The sequence below is a fragment of the Actinacidiphila rubida genome (genome assembly GCF_900110255.1).
GTDB lineage: Bacteria > Actinomycetota > Actinomycetes > Streptomycetales > Streptomycetaceae > Actinacidiphila > Actinacidiphila rubida.
Genome location: NZ_FODD01000015.1, coordinates 113,261 through 129,475, shown reverse-complemented (window position 1 = coordinate 129,475; position 16,215 = coordinate 113,261). Strand labels below are relative to the sequence as shown.

Annotated in this window: 15 protein-coding genes and 1 riboswitch; of the genes, 6 read left to right on the top strand and 9 right to left on the bottom strand. The window is 73.9% G+C overall.

Annotation, left to right across the window (positions count from 1 at the left end):
• Positions 1–54 precede the first annotated feature (54 nt).
• Positions 55–1,491 (bottom strand): gamma-aminobutyraldehyde dehydrogenase, encoded by a 1,437-nt coding sequence (locus tag BMW99_RS16840; RefSeq protein WP_069465994.1) that lies wholly within the window; start codon positions 1,489–1,491, stop codon positions 55–57.
• Between the two features lie 223 nt (positions 1,492–1,714).
• Between BMW99_RS16840 and BMW99_RS16835 the strand changes: the two genes are divergently transcribed.
• The 4 genes from BMW99_RS16835 to BMW99_RS16820 all read left to right on the top strand — a co-directional run bounded on the left by BMW99_RS16835 (position 1,715) and on the right by BMW99_RS16820 (position 5,828).
• Complete coding sequence (locus BMW99_RS16835) at positions 1,715–2,155, top strand: Lrp/AsnC family transcriptional regulator (RefSeq protein WP_107451688.1); 441 nt, start codon at positions 1,715–1,717, stop codon at positions 2,153–2,155.
• Positions 2,156–2,398: 243 nt separating this feature from the next.
• Positions 2,399–3,127, top strand: a complete 729-nt coding sequence (locus BMW99_RS16830; protein WP_069465996.1) for an ABC transporter ATP-binding protein — start codon at positions 2,399–2,401, stop codon at positions 3,125–3,127.
• 172 nt (positions 3,128–3,299) lie between these two features.
• Positions 3,300–4,415, top strand: coding sequence for a hypothetical protein (locus BMW99_RS16825; RefSeq protein WP_075017051.1), 1,116 nt, complete (start codon positions 3,300–3,302; stop codon positions 4,413–4,415).
• Positions 4,416–4,709: 294 nt separating this feature from the next.
• A complete protein-coding gene (locus BMW99_RS16820; protein ID WP_075017070.1) occupies positions 4,710–5,828 on the top strand; it encodes an LOG family protein in 1,119 nt (372 codons plus the stop codon).
• A gap of 55 nt (positions 5,829–5,883) precedes the next feature.
• On the opposite strand, the gene BMW99_RS16815 is transcribed toward BMW99_RS16820, so the two are convergent.
• The 5 genes from BMW99_RS16815 to rlmN all read right to left on the bottom strand — a co-directional run bounded on the left by BMW99_RS16815 (position 5,884) and on the right by rlmN (position 11,667).
• Positions 5,884–6,357 (bottom strand): VOC family protein, encoded by a 474-nt coding sequence (locus BMW99_RS16815; protein WP_069467205.1) that lies wholly within the window; start codon positions 6,355–6,357, stop codon positions 5,884–5,886.
• A 57-nt stretch (positions 6,358–6,414) separates the two neighbouring features.
• Positions 6,415–7,452 carry an ABC transporter ATP-binding protein gene (locus BMW99_RS16810; RefSeq protein ID WP_176735728.1) on the bottom strand — a complete coding sequence of 346 codons (1,038 nt, stop codon included), beginning with the start codon at positions 7,450–7,452 and terminating at the stop codon, positions 6,415–6,417.
• Complete coding sequence (locus BMW99_RS16805) at positions 7,453–9,246, bottom strand: ABC transporter permease (RefSeq protein WP_079176081.1); 1,794 nt, start codon at positions 9,244–9,246, stop codon at positions 7,453–7,455.
• Positions 9,225–10,334 (bottom strand): thiamine ABC transporter substrate-binding protein, encoded by a 1,110-nt coding sequence (locus BMW99_RS16800; protein WP_075017050.1) that lies wholly within the window; start codon positions 10,332–10,334, stop codon positions 9,225–9,227. Before BMW99_RS16800 ends, BMW99_RS16805 begins: the two co-directional genes overlap by 22 nt.
• Positions 10,324–10,446: riboswitch (TPP riboswitch) on the bottom strand. (Overlaps the previous gene by 11 nt.)
• Before the next feature lie 102 nt (positions 10,447–10,548).
• Positions 10,549–11,667: a 23S rRNA (adenine(2503)-C(2))-methyltransferase RlmN gene (gene rlmN, locus BMW99_RS16795; RefSeq protein ID WP_069466695.1), complete on the bottom strand. Its 1,119-nt coding sequence runs from the start codon at positions 11,665–11,667 to the stop codon at positions 10,549–10,551.
• A 318-nt stretch (positions 11,668–11,985) separates the two neighbouring features.
• On the opposite strand from rlmN, the gene BMW99_RS16790 reads away from it, so the two are divergent.
• Both BMW99_RS16790 and BMW99_RS16785 read left to right on the top strand, forming a co-directional pair.
• Positions 11,986–12,393 (top strand): YciI family protein, encoded by a 408-nt coding sequence (locus tag BMW99_RS16790; protein WP_075017049.1) that lies wholly within the window; start codon positions 11,986–11,988, stop codon positions 12,391–12,393.
• Between the two features lie 8 nt (positions 12,394–12,401).
• The gene (locus tag BMW99_RS16785; RefSeq protein ID WP_075017048.1) at positions 12,402–13,547 is read left to right on the top strand and encodes an RNA polymerase sigma factor; all 1,146 of its coding nucleotides are present in this window, start codon (positions 12,402–12,404) and stop codon (positions 13,545–13,547) included.
• 110 nt (positions 13,548–13,657) lie between these two features.
• Here the strand turns inward: BMW99_RS16785 and BMW99_RS16780 are convergent, their stop codons facing one another.
• From BMW99_RS16780 to pyrH, 3 genes are all read right to left on the bottom strand, one after another.
• On the bottom strand, positions 13,658–14,545 hold the full coding sequence (locus BMW99_RS16780) for a phosphatidate cytidylyltransferase (RefSeq protein WP_069464948.1): 888 nt from the start codon (positions 14,543–14,545) through the stop codon (positions 13,658–13,660).
• Positions 14,546–14,725: 180 nt separating this feature from the next.
• Positions 14,726–15,283 carry a ribosome recycling factor gene (frr, locus tag BMW99_RS16775; protein WP_069464949.1) on the bottom strand — a complete coding sequence of 186 codons (558 nt, stop codon included), beginning with the start codon at positions 15,281–15,283 and terminating at the stop codon, positions 14,726–14,728.
• A gap of 103 nt (positions 15,284–15,386) precedes the next feature.
• Positions 15,387–16,169, bottom strand: coding sequence for a UMP kinase (pyrH, locus tag BMW99_RS16770; protein WP_069464947.1), 783 nt, complete (start codon positions 16,167–16,169; stop codon positions 15,387–15,389).
• Between the last annotated feature and the right edge of the window lie 46 nt (positions 16,170–16,215).

The window sequence follows — 16,215 nt, the reverse complement described above, 5'->3', positions numbered from 1 at the left end:
CCGCACCACGTGCCGGGGCGCGCCGGAGCGCGCCGGAGCGCGCCGGAGCCCCGCTCAGCCGTCCAGCGACGTCATGACGTGCTTGATCCGGGTGTAGTCCTCGAAGCCGTAGCCGGACAGGTCCTTGCCGTAGCCGGACTTCTTGAACCCGCCGTGCGGCATCTCGGCGACGAGCGGGATGTGGGTGTTGATCCACACGCAGCCGAAGTCGAGCCGCTTGGACATCCGCATCGCGCGGCTGTGGTCCTTGGTCCACACCGAGGACGCGAGCGCGTACTCGACGCCGTTGGCCCACGTGACGGCCTGGTCCTCGTCGCTGAAGGACTGGACGGTGATGACCGGGCCGAACACCTCGCGCTGGATGATCTCGTCGTCCTGCAGCAGGCCGGAGACGACGGTCGGCGCGAAGAAGTAGCCGCTCTCGCCGACCCGCCGGCCGCCGGTCTGCACCTTGGCGTGCGCGGGCAGCCGCTCGATGAACCCGGTGACCTGGGCGAGCTGGTTGGCGTTGTTGAGCGGGCCGTAGAGCACGTCCTCGTCGTCCGGCAGGCCGGTCTTCGTGTCCGCGGCGGCCTTGGTGAGGGCGGCGGTGAACTCGTCGTGGATCGACTCGTGGACGAGCACGCGGGTGGCGGCCGTGCAGTCCTGCCCGGCGTTGAAGAAGCCGGCGACCGCGATGTCCTCGACGGCCTTGGCGATGTCGACGTCCTCGAAGACCACGACCGGGGCCTTGCCGCCCAGCTCCAGGTGGACCCGCTTGACGTCCTTGGCGGCCGCGCCGGCCACCTCGATGCCGGCCCGCACCGAGCCGGTGATCGACGCCATCGCCGGCACCTCGTGCTCGACCATCATCCGGCCGGTGTCGCGGTCGCCGCACACCACGTTGAACACGCCCTTGGGCAGCACCTCGCCGAGGATCTCGGCGAGCAGCACGGTGGAGGCGGGGGTGGTGTCGGACGGCTTGAGCACGACGGTGTTGCCGGCGGCGATCGCCGGGGCGAACTTCCAGACGGCCATCATCATGGGGTAGTTCCACGGGGCGACCTGCGCGCAGACGCCGACCGGCTCGCGGCGCACGATGGAGGTCATGCCCTCCATGTACTCGCCGGCCGAGCGGCCCTCGAGCATCCGGGCGGCGCCGGCGAAGAACCGGATCTGGTCGACCATCGGCGGGATCTCCTCGCTCGCGGTCAGACCGATCGGCTTGCCGGTGTTCTCGCTCTCCACGGCGACCAGTTCGCCGGCCCGCGCCTCGACGGCGTCGGCGACCTTCAGCAGCGCCTTCTGACGCTCGGCGGGCGTGGTGTCGCGCCAGCCGGGGAAGGCGGCGGCGGCCGCGGCCATCGCCGCGTCCACGTCCGCCTGCCCGGACAGCGGCGCCTTCGCGTACGCCTGGCCGGTCACGGGACTGACCACGTCGGTGGTGCGTCCGTCGGCGGCGTCGCGGAATTCTCCGTCGATGTAGTTGCGCAGAGTACGGAGTTCGGTCACGGCGCTTGCTCCCTGGTCCTACGAATCGTGTCCATGTACTGAGACGAAGCCCAGCTTAGTCGCAGGACTACGGTAATCGACATACCCACCTCGCCGGTGCGACGGATTCGGTTCCATCGACACGCGATGACGACGGATTCCGTCGTGCGAGGCTTGCCGGACCGCCGACCTCTCCTGCACAGTGGGGCACGTGGCCACTCGTGAGATCCAAGCCGCCGGTCCGATGGACGCGGTGTCGAAGGCGATCGTCGAACAGCTCCAGGAGGACGGGCGCCGTCCGTACGCGGCGATCGGCAAGGCCGTCGGCCTGTCCGAGGCGGCCGTGCGCCAGCGCGTGCAGAAGCTCCTCGACCAAGGCGCCATACAGATCGTCGCGGTCACCGACCCGCTCACCGTGGGCTTCCGGCGGCAGGCGATGGTCGGCATCACCGTCGAGGGCGACGTCGACCCGGTGGCCGACGCGCTCGCCGCCCTGGGCGAGGTCGAGTCCGTGGTGATCACCGCCGGCTCCTTCGACCTGCTCGCCGAGGTCGTGTGCGAGGACGACGACCATCTGCTGGAGACGATCGGCAAGCGCGTCCGCGCGCTTCCGGGGGTGCGCTCCACCGAGACCTTCGTCTACCTCAAGCTCCGCAAGCAGACCTCCGCCTGGGGCGCGCGCTAGCCGTTCCGTCCCGGAGCCGCGGCCCCGCGCCGCGCTCCGGCCCGCCGCCCGCGCCCGCCCGGCGGGGACCGCCCGCGCCCCCCGGAGGGAACCGCTCGCCCGTACGGACGATCCCGGCCGGTGACCGGCCGCGCCTCGGACCCGGCCGCCGCCCGCCCGCCTACCGTGCCGGGGAGTGACTGCCCACTTCCCGGCTCGTTTCCCGTGTGAACGTGCCAGGGAACGAACCTGCGGAGGTACGGCATGGTGGCCCCGCCCGACAACGACGTGCTCTGGGCCCGTGCCCTGCGGCACTCCCATGGCGGCGACCCCGCCCTGGCCGGTGTGTCCGTCAATGTGCGGGCCGGCGAGATCCTGGCGGTCCTCGGCCCGCGCGGCGCCGGCAAGACCACGCTGCTGCGGTGCCTGGCGGGGCAGATCGTCCCCGACGAGGGCGAGGTGTGGTTCAACAGCGCCCCGGTGCACACCCTGCCCGAGGCGTCCCGGGAGGCCCTGCGCCGCGACCGCTTCGGCTGGATCGGCGGCGACGCGCGCCTGCTGCCCGAGCTGACCGCGTGGGAGAACGCCGCGCTGCCGCTGCTGCTGCGCGGCGACGGCCACCGCAGGTCCCGCGGCACCGCGCAGGAGTGGCTGGACCGGCTGGACATCGGCGACACCGCGCGCCGCCGGCCCGCCGACCTCAGCCGGGCCCAGCGCCAGCGCGTGGCGGTCGCCCGCTCCCTGGTCACCGCCCCCGCCGTGGTGTTCGCCGACGAGCCGACCGCCGCGCTGCACCGCGCCGACCGGTCGCACGTCCTGCGCACCCTGACCAGCGCCGCACGCTCGCACGACATCACGGTGGTGCTGGCCACCAGTGACCCCGAGGTCGCCGGGCACGCCGACCGCGCCATGGGCCTGGTCGACGGCCGCCCCGGCGCCCCGATGCCGGCGCAGGACCGCGAGTCCGCCAGCCCGTGGCCGGCGTCGGTATGAGAGGTACGAGGGGTTCGAGCGGTTCGAGCGGTACGAGGGTTACGCGCGGTGCGGCGAGTGCCGCGGACACGGCGGGTGGTGCGGCTGCGGCGGGACGGCGGGCGGATCGTCCGGACGTCCGCCGTCCCGCGGCCCCGTGGACGGCGGGATGCCGGGGAGGGGTGACGGGGGCGTGCTGAGCCTGCGGGTGCTGCGCGGGTCGCGACCCGCGGTGCTGGGCCGGTGGGCGCTGGTCGCCGCCGCCGCGGCCGGCACGGGACTGCTGCTGCTGTCCGCGCTCGGGTGGGCGCTCGCCCACCCCGGCGGCAGCACGTCGCACGCGGTGGTGCGGCTGGTGTGGTGCGTGGTCCCGGTCGTGGTCACGGTGCAGCTGGCCTCCGCGGTCGGACGCCGGCAGTCCGCCGACTGGCCGCGCGAGGGGATGTCCTCGGTGGGCCTGGGCAGGAACGGGATCACCGTGCTGGCGGCGGCCACGACGGCCCTGGTCTGCGCGGTGGGCAGCGCGCTCGGCCTGCTGCTGTTCCTGCTGCTGCGCGGCGACGTCACGGGCGGTCCGTGGGACGGCGTCGGCCCCGGCGTGCTCGCGGCGGGCCGTGCGCTGCCGGTCGCCGGTGCGGCGGTCCTGCTCGCGCTGGTCCCGGCGGCCGCGGCCTGCGCGGTGGTGGCCGGCATGCGGCCCGGACGGCCCGAGGACACCCACGACGCGCCCGGCAGCCTGCCGTGGGGCGTCGCGCTGGTGGCGGTGGGCCTGGCCGTCGAGGTGGCCGCGCCCAAGCACTCCGGGGTGCCGCTGCCCAGCGGGCTCGGCGTGATCGCCCCGGCCGCGATCGGCGGGTGGATCGTCACCGCCGCGGGCCTGGTGCTCGCCGGACCGGGACTGGTGTACCTCTGCGGGCGGCTGCTCGCCGCGTTCCGGCCGGGCGCGGTGCGCCTGCTCGCCGGGCGGATCCTGCAGCACGAGTCGCGGCGGATCGGCCGCCCGCTCGGCCTGCTCTGCGCGACCGCCGCAGCGGCCCTGTCCGCGTACGCCCTGCAGTCCGGCGGCGGGCACACGCTGGGCCCCGTGACGGTCTTCGCGTTCACCCTGATCGCGGTGTGCGTGCTGGCCACCGCCGCGGTCGGCCTCGCGGAGACCGGCGACGACCGGCCCGAGGCGCGGGGCGCGCTCCAGGAGGTGGCCGCCGCCCCCTCGGTGCTGCGCGCCGCCCTCGCGGCCCGCGCCGGCGCACTCGCGGCGGTCCTGGTGCCGGTGGCCTTCCTGGTCGCCGCGCTCAGCACCGTCCCGTAGCCCACCGCGGACTCCCGCGGCAGGACCGTCCTCCGGCGCGACGTCCCGACCGTGCCCGGCGCCCGCGCGTCCCGCGGCCCCGCGCGACGGCCGGCCGTGCCCCGCGCACGCCCGTCCCGGCCCGGGACGGGCGCCGGCTTCGACCGCCCGGCCGCACCCGGGCGCCGCCCGCTCCTCCCCTGCCCTTCAACTGCCCTTCACCGGCCTCCCCGGACCGGCCGCGGCGGCGGGGGCTAGGGTGCAGGGGTGCCCGCACAGATGCCGTCGGATGACGCCGAGTTGGACCGATTCGCGATGGCCGGGACGGCCGGGAGCGTCCCGATACGCGAGATCCGGAGCCTGGAGGAGTTCGACCGGGCGGCGCTCGGCGGCAGCCTCGCCGGATGCCGGCTGCAGGCCCTGGACCTGACCGAGCGCACCTTCGCGCTGCTGGTGGTGGACTCCTCGCGGGCCGTCTTCCTCGGCTGCCGGATGGAACCGCAGGCGCTGGCGCACATCAGGGCGGGTGGCGCGCTGGTCTTCCCGCCGATCCCCGGCCTGCCGTTCGACCCGTACCGCGCTGCCCCTTACACCCCCGACGAGCTGTACGCGGGCCTGGGCGACGGCGACGGCTACCCGGGCACGCCGGACGCCCTGACGTACGCCTGGTCCCGGCGGACCGGAGCCGACGGCGACGTGCTGTCCTCGATGCTGCGCTCGGTGCACGACGACGCGCTGTCCGACGCGCTCGACGAACTGATGCGCGGCGCGCGGGTGGTGGGCGTGATGGGCGGCCACGCGATGGAGCGCGGCAGCCTGGCGTACGCGGGCGCCGCCCGCCTCGGCCGGGACCTGGCCAGGTCGGGGCTGACGGTGGCGACCGGCGGCGGTCCCGGCGCGATGGAGGCGGCCAACCTCGGCGCGTACGGGGCGCCCTACGACGACGTGATGCTCGTCAAGGCGCTGGACGTGCTGGCGAAGGTCCCGGCGTTCGCCCCCTCGGTGGGCGAGTGGGCGGCCGCCGCGATGGCGGTGCGCGACCGGTGGCCGGACGGCGGCCCTTCCTACGGCCTGCCGACCTGGTTCTACGGACACGAGCCGCCGAACCCGTTCGCCTCGCACATCGCGAAGTTCTTCGCCAATGCCACGCGCGAGGACGGCCTGCTGTCCCGCTGCGATGCCGGCGTCGTGTTCCTGCCGGGCGCGGCCGGGACCGTGCAGGAGGTCTTCGACGCGGCCACCGCGAACTACTACGGGTCGCGCGGCGAGCCGGCGCCGATGGTGCTGGTGGACCGGGCGCACTGGACGACGACGCTGCCCGTGTGGCCGCTGCTCACCGCGCTGGCCGGGCAGCGCCCGATGGCCGACCGCATCGCCCTGGTCGACAGCGTCCGGGACGTGCCGGCCGCGCTGGCCCGCCTGTCCTGGGGCTGACCGGGCGGAGAGGGGCGGGCCGGCGTCGCGGGCGGGCCGCGTCGCGGGCGGGGCGTCAGCCGGCGTAGGCCGCCTCCAGCTCCTTGATCTGGATCTTCTGCATGCCGAGCATCGCACCCATCACGCGCTGCGCGGCCTCCTGGTCGGGGTCGGCGAGCAGTTCGGGCAGCCTGCGCGGCACGATCTGCCAGGACAGGCCGTACTTGTCCTTGAGCCAGCCGCACGAGCCGGGTTCGCCGCCGTCCGCGGTCAGCCGGTCCCACAGGGTGTCGACCTCCTCCTGGGAGCCGCAGTCCACGCTGAGCGACACCGCCTCGGTGAAGGTGTGGACGGGCCCGCCGTTGAGCGCCAGGTAGCGCTGACCGGCCAGTTCGAACTCGACGACCAGCACCGAGCCCGGCATGCCCGGGCCGCCCTCGCCGTTCCGCTGGACGCTCACGATCCGCGAGTCGTCGAACAGCGACGTGTACAGCTCCGCGGCCTCCTCGGCCTGGGTGTCGAACCAGAGGAACGTGGTGATCTTCTGCACGGTGCTCTCCCTCGTCTGTGTGAGTCCTGCCCATAGGACGAGGCGGCACGCCGGAAGTCATCGGTCCAGGACGACGACTTCCCCGGGGTCGAAGGTGACGCCGACCCGGTCGCCCTCGGCGGGCGCGTCACGCAGGGTGCTCTCCGCCTCCAGCGCGGGGGCGCGCTCCGCGCCGGTGACGCCGAGGACGAGTGCGACCCGGCCGCCGCGGAAGGTGCGGGCGCGGACCTCGCACGGCAGGCCCTCGTCCGCCGGGCCGAGCAGGACGCCGGGCGGGCGCACCAGCACCCGCGCGGGCCCCTCGGGCGTGCCGTCGGGCACCGGCAGCTTCCCCCAGGCCGTGACGGCGACACCACCGCTGACCACGCCGTCGGCGATGGTGTCGAAGCCGAGGAAGCGCGCGACGAACTCCGAGGCGGGGTGCTGCCACACGGCCAGCGGGGTTCCGCTCTGCGCGATCGTGCCGCCCCGCATCACCACGACCCGGTCGGCGAGCGCGAACGCCTCGCCCTGGTCGTGGGTGACGGCCAGCACCGTCGTGCCCAACCGGCCGAACAGCTGGCGGAGTTCGACGACGAGGCGTTCGCGCAGCGAGCGGTCGAGCTGGCCGAGCGGCTCGTCGAGCATCAGCAGCCGCGGCTCGGGCGCGAGCGCCCGGGCGAGCGCCACGCGCTGCTGTTCGCCGCCGGACAGCGTGCTCACCGCGCGGTGCGCGGCGCCGGGCAGGCCGACCAGGTCGAGGAGTTCGGCCACCCGCGGGTCGCGGCGCTCGCGCGGCATCTTGTGCATGCGCGGCCCGAACGCGACGTTGCCGCCGACATCGCGCTGCGGGAAGAGCTGGTGGTCCTGGAACATCAGGCCGACGCCGCGGCGGTGCGGCGGGGTGCCGGCCTGGTCGGCGCCGTCGAGCAGGACCCGCCCGGCGTCCAGCGGCTGGAGCCCGGCCACCGCGCGCAGCAGCGTGGACTTGCCGCTGCCGCTGGGCCCGAGCACGCACACGGTCTCGTGGGCGGTGACGTCCAGGTCGACGCCGTCGAGCGCGGCGCGGTCCCCGAACCGTACGGTGGCGGCTTCGATCCGCAGCAGGGCCGTCATCTAGAACTCCCCGGTCGGGACGGTGGTGCGGCGGCCGTCCGGGCGGCGCTGCCAGGCGGTCTCCAGGATCAGCAGGCTGGCCGCGCAGACCACCATCAGGATGGTGCTCAGCGCCATGGCCTGCCCGTAGTTCATCTCGCCGGCCCGGCCGAGCAGGCGGGCGACGGCGACCGGCAGGGTGGGGCTGTCGGGCCGGGCGATGAACACGGTCGCGCCGAACTCGCCGAGCGACACCGCGAAGGCGAAGCCCGCGGCGATGCCCACCGCCCGTGCCACCATGGGCAGTTCGACCTCGCGCCAGGCCCGCAGCGGGGACGCGCCCAGCACCGCGGCGGCCTCCCGCAGCCGCGCGTCGACCGCCCGCAGCACCGGCAGCATGACCCGCACCACGAACGGCACGCCCACCAGCGCCTGGGCGAGCGGCACCAGCAGCCACGAGTCCCGCAGGTCCAGCGGCGGCTTGTCCAGGGTGATGAGGAAGCCGAAGCCGACGGTCACCGCCGAGGTGCCCAGCGGCAGCATCAGCAGGGCGTCGAAGCCGCGCATCACGCGTCCGGCCCGGCGCGCCAGGGCCGCGGCGGCGAGGGCGCCGACCGCCAGCGCGATGACGGTGGCGACGGCGGCGTAGCGCAGCGAGTTCCAGACGGTCTCCAGCGGCGACACGAGGAAGGTGCCGCCGTCGCCGGAGCCGTCCGTGGAGGCCAGTGCCCGGTAGAACGCGAGACCGTAGCCGTTCGGGCCGTCGAAGGAGCGGGCGACGAGCACGCCGAGCGGCAGCAGGATCAGCAGGGCGACGACGGCCAGCACTCCTGCCAGCAGGGCGCGTTCGCCGCCGCGCGGGCGGTGCGCGGTGCGGGCGGCGTCCACCAGGCGCAGCGCGGACTCGCGGCGCCGCACCGTCCACGCGTGCACGCCGAGGATCACGGCGACCGCGACGAACTGCAGCAGCGTCAGGACCGCGGCCGTCGGCAGGTCCAGCAGCTCCGCGGTCTGCCGGTAGATCTCCACCTCCAGGGTCGACCGGGTGGGGCCGCCCAGGATCTGGATGACGCCGAAGGAGGTGAACGTGAACAGGAAGACCATCAGCGCGGCCGCCGCCACCGAGGGTGCCAGGGCGGGCAGCGTGACCCGGCGCCACGCGGCGAGGCGGCCGGCGCCGAGCATGCGCGCCGCCTCCTCCTGCCGCGGGTCGAGCTGGGCCCACAGCCCGCCGACGGTGCGCACCACGACCGCGTAGTTGAAGAAGACGTGCGCGACGAGGATCGCCCACACGCTGGTGTCCAGGCGGAAGCCCAGCAGGCTGTCGGTGAACCCGCCGCGGCCCAGCAGCGCGAGGAACGCGGAACCGGCGACGACGGTGGGCAGCACGAACGGGACGGTGACCACCGCCCGCAGCAGCCGCTTGCCGGGGAACTCCAGCCGGGCGAAGACGTACGCCCCGGGCAGCCCCACCGCCAGCGTCAGCGCGGTGGACGCGGCCGCCTGCCAGCAGGTGAACCACAGCACGTGGCGGATCGACGGGTCGCCGAGCACGTCGCCGACCGCCCCGAACCGCCACCGGCCGCCCTGGTGGAGCCCCCGGGCCACGATCGCGCCGACGGGGTAGGCGAAGAACACCGCGAAGAAGGCGAGCGGCAGCGCCATCAGCGCGAGCCGCACGCCCGTGGCGCGGCCCCGCCCGCCCCGTCCCCGTACGGAGGCGGGGGCGGGAGCGGAGCCGTCGGAGCCGTCGCGGCCTTCGGGGCCTTCGGGGCCTTCGGGGCCGGCCGGGACTACAGGACGGTCGACGTCCATGCCTTGACCCAGTCGTCGCGCTTGGCCGCGATCTCGGCCGGCGGCAGCGTCGTCGGGTGGTCGACCTTCGCGCCGTACTTCACGAACACCGCGGGCTCGACGGCGCCCTTGACGACCGGGTCGACGTACATCTGCAGCGGCATGTCCTGCTGGAACGCCTTGCTGAGCATGAAGTCGATGAACGCCTTGCCGCCCGCCGGGTTCTTGGCGCCGTGCAGCAGCCCGGCGAACTCGATCTGGCGGAAGCAGGTGCCGGTGGCCACGCCGACGGGCGACTGCGCGGGCGGCGGGGTCACGCCGACCACCTCGGCGGGCGGGCTGGACGCGTAGGAGACCACCAGCGGCCGGTCGCCCTTGGCCTTCTTGCCCGCGGCGGAGCCGGAGAAGCGGTCGTTGTACGCCTGCTCCCAGCCGTCGACGACCTCGACGCCGTTGGCCTTCAGCTGCTTCCAGTACGACTGCCAGCCGGAGTCGCCGTAGGTCGCGACACTGCCGAGCATGAACGCCAGGCCCGGCGAGGACGTGGCGACGTTCTCGGTCACCAGCAAGTTCTTGTACTGCGGCTTCACCAGGTCGGCGAAGGTCTGCGGCGGCGCGATCCCGTGCGCCGCGAAGTAGGCCCGGTCGTAGTTGACGCACACGTCGCCGGAGTCGATGGGCGTGGCCCGGTGCTGGGTGGCGTCCAACTGGACGTCGGACGGCACCTGGTCGAGGCCCTTGGCGGTGTAGGGGTCGAACAGGCCGTTGTCGAGGGCGCGCGAGAGCAGGGTGTTGTCGACGCCGAAGAAGACGTCGCCGCGCGGGTGGTCCTTGGTGAGGATCGCCTGGTTGACGGCCGCCCCTGCGTCGCCGCCGCGCAGCACCTTGACGGTGTAGCCGGTCTCCTTGGTGAACTCGGCGAGCACGCTCTTGGAGGCGGCGAAGGAGTCGTGGCTGACGACCGTGACGGTCCTGCTTCCGCCGCCGGACGCCGTACCGCCGCCGGCGGCCTTGGTGCCCGACGACGAGCCGCACGCGCTGAGCGCGGCGGCGCAGGCCGTGGCCACGGCGAGCGCGCCCAGGGCACGCCTGTGGATGGTGCTGTTCATGCTGACTCCCTACGCCGGTATGACCCGGATCAGGTTCGAGGGTCTGCGGCCTGGGAACCGGATTCCCAGCCGCACTCTCAGCGCCGTCTCAGGCGCTCCCCTGTCGGATGTTCACTTGTGCCGATGTCCGGTGCGCATGCACCGTACCAGCCGCTTTTGCCCGGTGTTCGCCTCGGTGCCGTCAGGTGCTCCGACGGCCCGACGGCCCGGCGGCTCAGCGCTCGGACGCGGCGAGCTGCCCGCAGGCCCCGTCGATCTCCTGGCCGCGGGTGTCCCGCACGGTCACGGGGACGCCGTGCGCCTCCAGGGCCGCGACGAACGCCCGCTCGTCCTCGGGCCGCGACGCGGTCCACTTGGAGCCGGGCGTGGGGTTGAGCGGGATCAGGTTGACGTGCACCCGGTGGTTCTTCAGCAGCTTGCCCAGCCGGTCGGCGCGCCATGCCTGGTCGTTGATGTCGCGGATCAGCGCGTACTCGACGGAGATGCGGCGGCCGGACTTCTCCGCGTAGTACCAGGCCGCGTCGAGCACCTCGCGGACCTTCCAGCGGGTGTTGACGGGGACGAGGGTGTCCCGCAGCTCGTCGTCGGGGGCGTGCAGGGACACCGCGAGGCGGCACTTGAAGCCCTCGTCGGCGAACCGGTACATCGCCGGGACCAGGCCCACCGTCGAGACGGTGATGCCGCGCTGGGACAGGCCCAGGCCGTCCGGCTCCGGATCGGTGAGCCGGCGGATGGCGCCGACGACGCGCTTGTAGTTGGCGAGCGGCTCGCCCATGCCCATGAACACGATGTTCGACAGCCGGGCCGGCCCCTCCCCCGCGGCCCCCGGCATCTCGCCGTCGCGCAGCGCGCGCATGCCGGCGACGATCTGGTGCACGATCTCGGCGGTCGACAGGTTGCGGTCGAGGCCGGCCTGCCCGGTCGCGCAGAACGGGCAGTTCATGCCGCAGCCGGCCTGTGACGAGATGCACATCGTCACCCGGTCCGGGTAGCGCATCAGCACCGACTCCACGAGCGTGCCGTCGAACAGCCGCCACAGCGTCTTGCGGGTGTCCCCGCCGTCGCAGGCCGCGTGCCGCACCACCGTCATCAGCTCGGGCAGCAGGTCCTCCGCGAGCCGCCCGCGAGCCGCCGCCGGGATGTCCGTCCACGCCGCGGGATCGTCCGCGTACCGCGCGAAGTAGTGCTGCGACAGCTGCTTCGCCCGGAACGGCTTCTCCCCGAGCGCGGCCACCGCCTCCCTGCGCTCCACGGGCGACAGGTCGGCAAGGTGCCGCGGCGGCTTCTTGGCTCCGCGCGGCACGGCAAAGGTCAGTTCTCCGGGTGCAGGCATGATGTTTTCCAGTGTCTCAGATCGCCGCGCGTACCCCGTCCGGCCCGATCCGCGGCCGAACCGGGGCCGAACGCGGGCCGATCGGCAGCGTGGCGCGGGCCGCCGGGAGCCGGTCGGGGCAGCGTGGCGCGGGCCGCCGGGAGCCGGTCGGCGGGGGGTGGCGGGAGGCGGGGGCGGGCCGGGGGCGCGGCGGGGCTGCTTCCCGGGAGGGATTCGCGGAAGAATTCCGGGCGGTGATGTCGAGAACCGGCGGACGGCTCCGTCCCTGGGAGGAAGGCGGCCGGAAGGGGCCGCGCGAACACCGAGGAGAGATCCACGATGGCCAAGTACCTGCTGCTCAAGCACTACCGTGGCGCGCCGGCCGCGGTGAACGACGTCCCGATGGACCAGTGGACGCCGGAGGAGGTCACCGACCACATCCAGTACATGGACGACTTCGCGAAGCGGCTGGAGAAGACCGGCGAGTTCGTCGACGGCCAGGCGCTCTCGCCGGAGGGCACGTTCGTCCGGTACGACGGGGAGGGACGACCGCCGGTCACCGACGGGCCGTTCGCGGAGACCAAGGACCTGATCGCCGGCTGGATGGTGATCGACGTCGACACCTACGAGCGCGCGGTCGAGCTGGCCGGAGAGCTGTCGGCGGCGCCGGGCTCCGGCGGGAAGCCGATCCACGAGTGGCTGGAACTGCGCCCGTTCCTCGGCGACCACCCCACCGTCACCGAGTGACCCCAGGCATGGACGAGGCCCTGCTGCGGAGCCTCACGCCCCAGGTGATCGCCGTCCTCGTCCGCCGCGGAGCCGGCTTCGCGGCGGCCGAGGACGCGGTGCAGGACGCGCTGGTGGAGGCGGTCCGCGTGTGGCCCGCCGACCCGCCGCGCGACCCGAAGGGCTGGCTGGTCACCGTGGCGTGGCGCCGGTTCCTCGACGCGACCCGGGCGGACGCCGCCCGGCGCCGCCGGGAGGACCTGATCGACGAGGAACCGGCGCCGGGCCCCGCGGCCGGCGTGGACGACACGCTCCAGCTGTACTTCCTGTGCGCGCACCCGTCGCTGAGCGCGTCGTCCGCGGTGGCGCTGACGCTGCGCGCGGTCGGCGGCCTGACCACCCGCCAGATCGCCCGGGCCTACCTCGTGCCCGAGGCGACGATGGCGCAGCGCATCAGCCGCGCCAAGCGCACCGTGTCCGCCGTGCGCCTGGACCGGCCCGGCGACGTCGCGACCGTGCTGCGCGTGCTCTACCTGGTCTTCAACGAGGGCTACTCGGGGGACGTCGACCTGGCCGCGGAGGCCATCCGTCTCACCCGGCAGCTCGCGGCCGGCGTCGACCACCCCGAGGTGGCGGGGCTGCTCGCGCTGATGCTGCTGCACCACGCCCGCCGCGCGTCGCGGACCGCGCCGGACGGCAGTCTCGTGCCGCTCGCCGAGCAGGACCGCACCCGCTGGGACACCGCGGCGATCGCCGAGGGCGTCGCCGTCCTGCAGGCGGCGCTGGCCCGCGACCGGCTCGGCGAGTTCCAGGCGCAGGCGGCCGTGGCCGCGCTGCACGCGGACGCGCCCACCGCCGCGGAGACCGACTGGGTGCAGATCGTGGAGTGGTACGACGAGCTGACGCGCCTGACCGACAGCCCCGTCGTCCGGCTCAACCGCGCGGTCGCGGTGGGCGAGGCCGACGGGCCGCGGGCGGGCCTCGCTGCCCTCGCCGAGCTGCACGACTCGCTGCCCCGGCACACCGCCGTGGCGGCCTATCTGCACGAGCGGGACGGCGACCTGGCGACGGCGGCCGGCCTCTACGCCGAGGCGGCCCGGAAGGCGCCCACCCTCGCCGAACGCGACCACCTGACCCGGCAGGCCGCGCGGCTCAACACCCTGCGCCGCGGTTGACGGACCGCCGCGGCCCTGAGGTCCGGCGACTGCGGCTGTTCCCGCGGCTCCGGCAGCCCCGTCCGTGCCGGCCGCCCCCGCAACTGCGGCCGTTCCCGCGGCTGCGGCCGTCAGCCCTTGCCGACGAACGCGACGAGCAGCAGCCACACGACGGGCGCCGTGGGCAGCAGGCTGTCGAGGCGGTCCATGATGCCGCCGTGGCCCGGCAGCAGGGAGCCCATGTCCTTGATGCCCAGATCCCGCTTGATCATGGACTCGCCGAGGTCGCCGAGGGTCGCGCTCGTGGCGGCGGCCAGTCCCAGCAGCAGGCCCTGCCACCAGTGGCCGCCGTCGATGAAGAACTGCATGAGCAGCGCGCCGGCCACCATCGCGAAGGACATCGCGCCGGCCAGGCCCTCGCGGGTCTTGCCGGGGCTGATCCGCGGGGCCAGCTTGTGGCTGCCGAACCGCCAGCCGACCGCGTACGCGCCGGTGTCGCTGATGACGGTGAGCAGCAGGAACACCAGCACGCGCCGGGGACCGTCGTCCGCGGCCAGCATCATCACCACGAAGGTGGCGAGGAACGGCACGTAGAACGCGGCGAACACCCCGGCGGTGACGTCCCGCAGGTAGTTCTGCGGAGGCTCGGACATCCGCCAGACCAGCACCGCGAGGGCGGTCAGCGCCATGGCGATCCACGCGCCGTCCGCACCGCGCAGGTAGCCGAGGACGACCATCGCCGCGCCGCCCACCGCGAGGGGGATCAGCGGCGCGCGGATGCCCTTGCGCTCGGCGAGGCGCGAGGTCAGCTCCCACAGCCCGGTCACCACGGCGGCGACCACGACGGCGACGAACACCGCCTTGACGATGAACAGCGACGCGACGATGACGGCGCCGAGCCCGACGCCGACCCCTATCGCCGCCCGCAGGTTCCGCCCTGCGGACTTCTTCACCGGAGCGGGCTGCGGAGCCGGGTCCTGGGCGGGCGGCGGCCCGGCCGGCGGCGGCGATGACGGCATGGTGGGAGTCTTCCTGCTGGCCCCGGATTCCATGGCGGAACCCGCCGCATGCGCGGCGCGTGGCGAAGCGCCCCAGGAAGAGTCGTTCACGGAGCTTCGCCTCGCGTCGTCGTCAGGTGGTGCGGGCCGGGGAGTGTGCGTGCGGGTGCGGATGCGGCAGGGCCGCGGGACTGCCGGGGCTCAGACCTCCAGCAGTTCCGCTTCCTTGTGCTTGAGCAGCTCGTCGATCTGCGCCACGTACTTCGTCGTGGTGTCGTCGAGCTCCTTCTCCGCGCGGCGCACCTCGTCCTCGCCGGTCTCGCCGTCCTTGACGAGCTTGTCGAGCGTCTCCTTGGCCTTGCGGCGGACGGCGCGGATGGAGATCTTCGCGTCCTCGCCCTTGGCCTTGGCGACCTTGATGTACTCGCGGCGGCGCTCCTCGGTGAGCTGCGGGAAGACCACCCGGATGATACGGCCGTCGTTGCTCGGGTTGACGCCGAGGTCGGAGTTGCGGATCGCCTCCTCGATGTTGCGCAGGGCGCTGGAGTCGAAGGGGGTGATCACCGCCATCCGGGGCTCGGGCACCGCGAACGACGCGAGCTGGTTGATCGGGGTCACCGCGCCGTAGTACTCGGCCACGATCTTGTTGAACATCGCCGGGTGCGCACGGCCGGTTCGGATCGCCGCGAAGTCGTCCTTGGCGACGGCCACGGCCTTCTCCATCTTCTCCTCGGCCTCGAGGAGGGTTTCTTCAATCACCATGTGCTCCTGGTTTTCAGAAGGCGGACGTCGATGTGGACGGCTTGTGCGGCAGACGCCATTGTGACGGCGGTCCTGCCGCGCGGATGACGGCGGGGGGTCATCACGCCCGGGTGCCCTGGTCGTTGACCAGCGTGCCGATCTTCTCACCCTTCACGGCCCGCGCGATGTTCCCCTCGGCGAGCAGCTCGAAGACCAGGATCGGCAGCTTGTTGTCCTGGCACAGGGTGATCGCGGTGAGGTCGGCGACCCGCAGGTCGCGGGTGATGACCTCGCTGTACTCCAGCGCGTCGAAGCGGACCGCGTCCGGGTTGTGCTTGGGGTCGGAGTCGTAGACCCCGTCGACCCCGTTCTTGCCCATGAGCATGGCCGCGGCGTCGATCTCCAGGGCGCGCTGGGCGGCGGTGGTGTCGGTGGAGAAGTACGGCATGCCCATACCGGCGCCGAAGATCACCACGCGGCCCTTCTCCAGGTGCCGGACGGCCCGCAGCGGGATGTAGGGCTCGGCGACCTGGCCCATCGTGATGGCGGTCTGCACGCGGGTCTCGATGCCCTCCTTCTCCAGGAAGTCCTGGAGGGCCAGGCAGTTCATGACCGTCCCGAGCATGCCCATGTAGTCGGAGCGGGCCCGGTCCATGCCCCGCTGCTGCAGTTCCGCGCCGCGGAAGAAGTTGCCGCCGCCGATGACGAGGGCGATCTCGTAGCCGTCCCTGACGACCGCGGCGATCTCGCGCGCGATCGCGTGCACGACATCGGGGTCGACGCCGAGCCCTCCTCCCCCGGCGAACGCCTCGCCGGAGAGCTTCAGCAGGTAGCGGCGGGGGGCGACGCCGCTGCGGGCAGCGGACGCCTGAGCCTTGGCGACGTGGTCGGCGCCTTCGTCCATGGGGTTCTCCTCGTGCACGTACAAAGGAGGCCATTGCCGCGGGTCC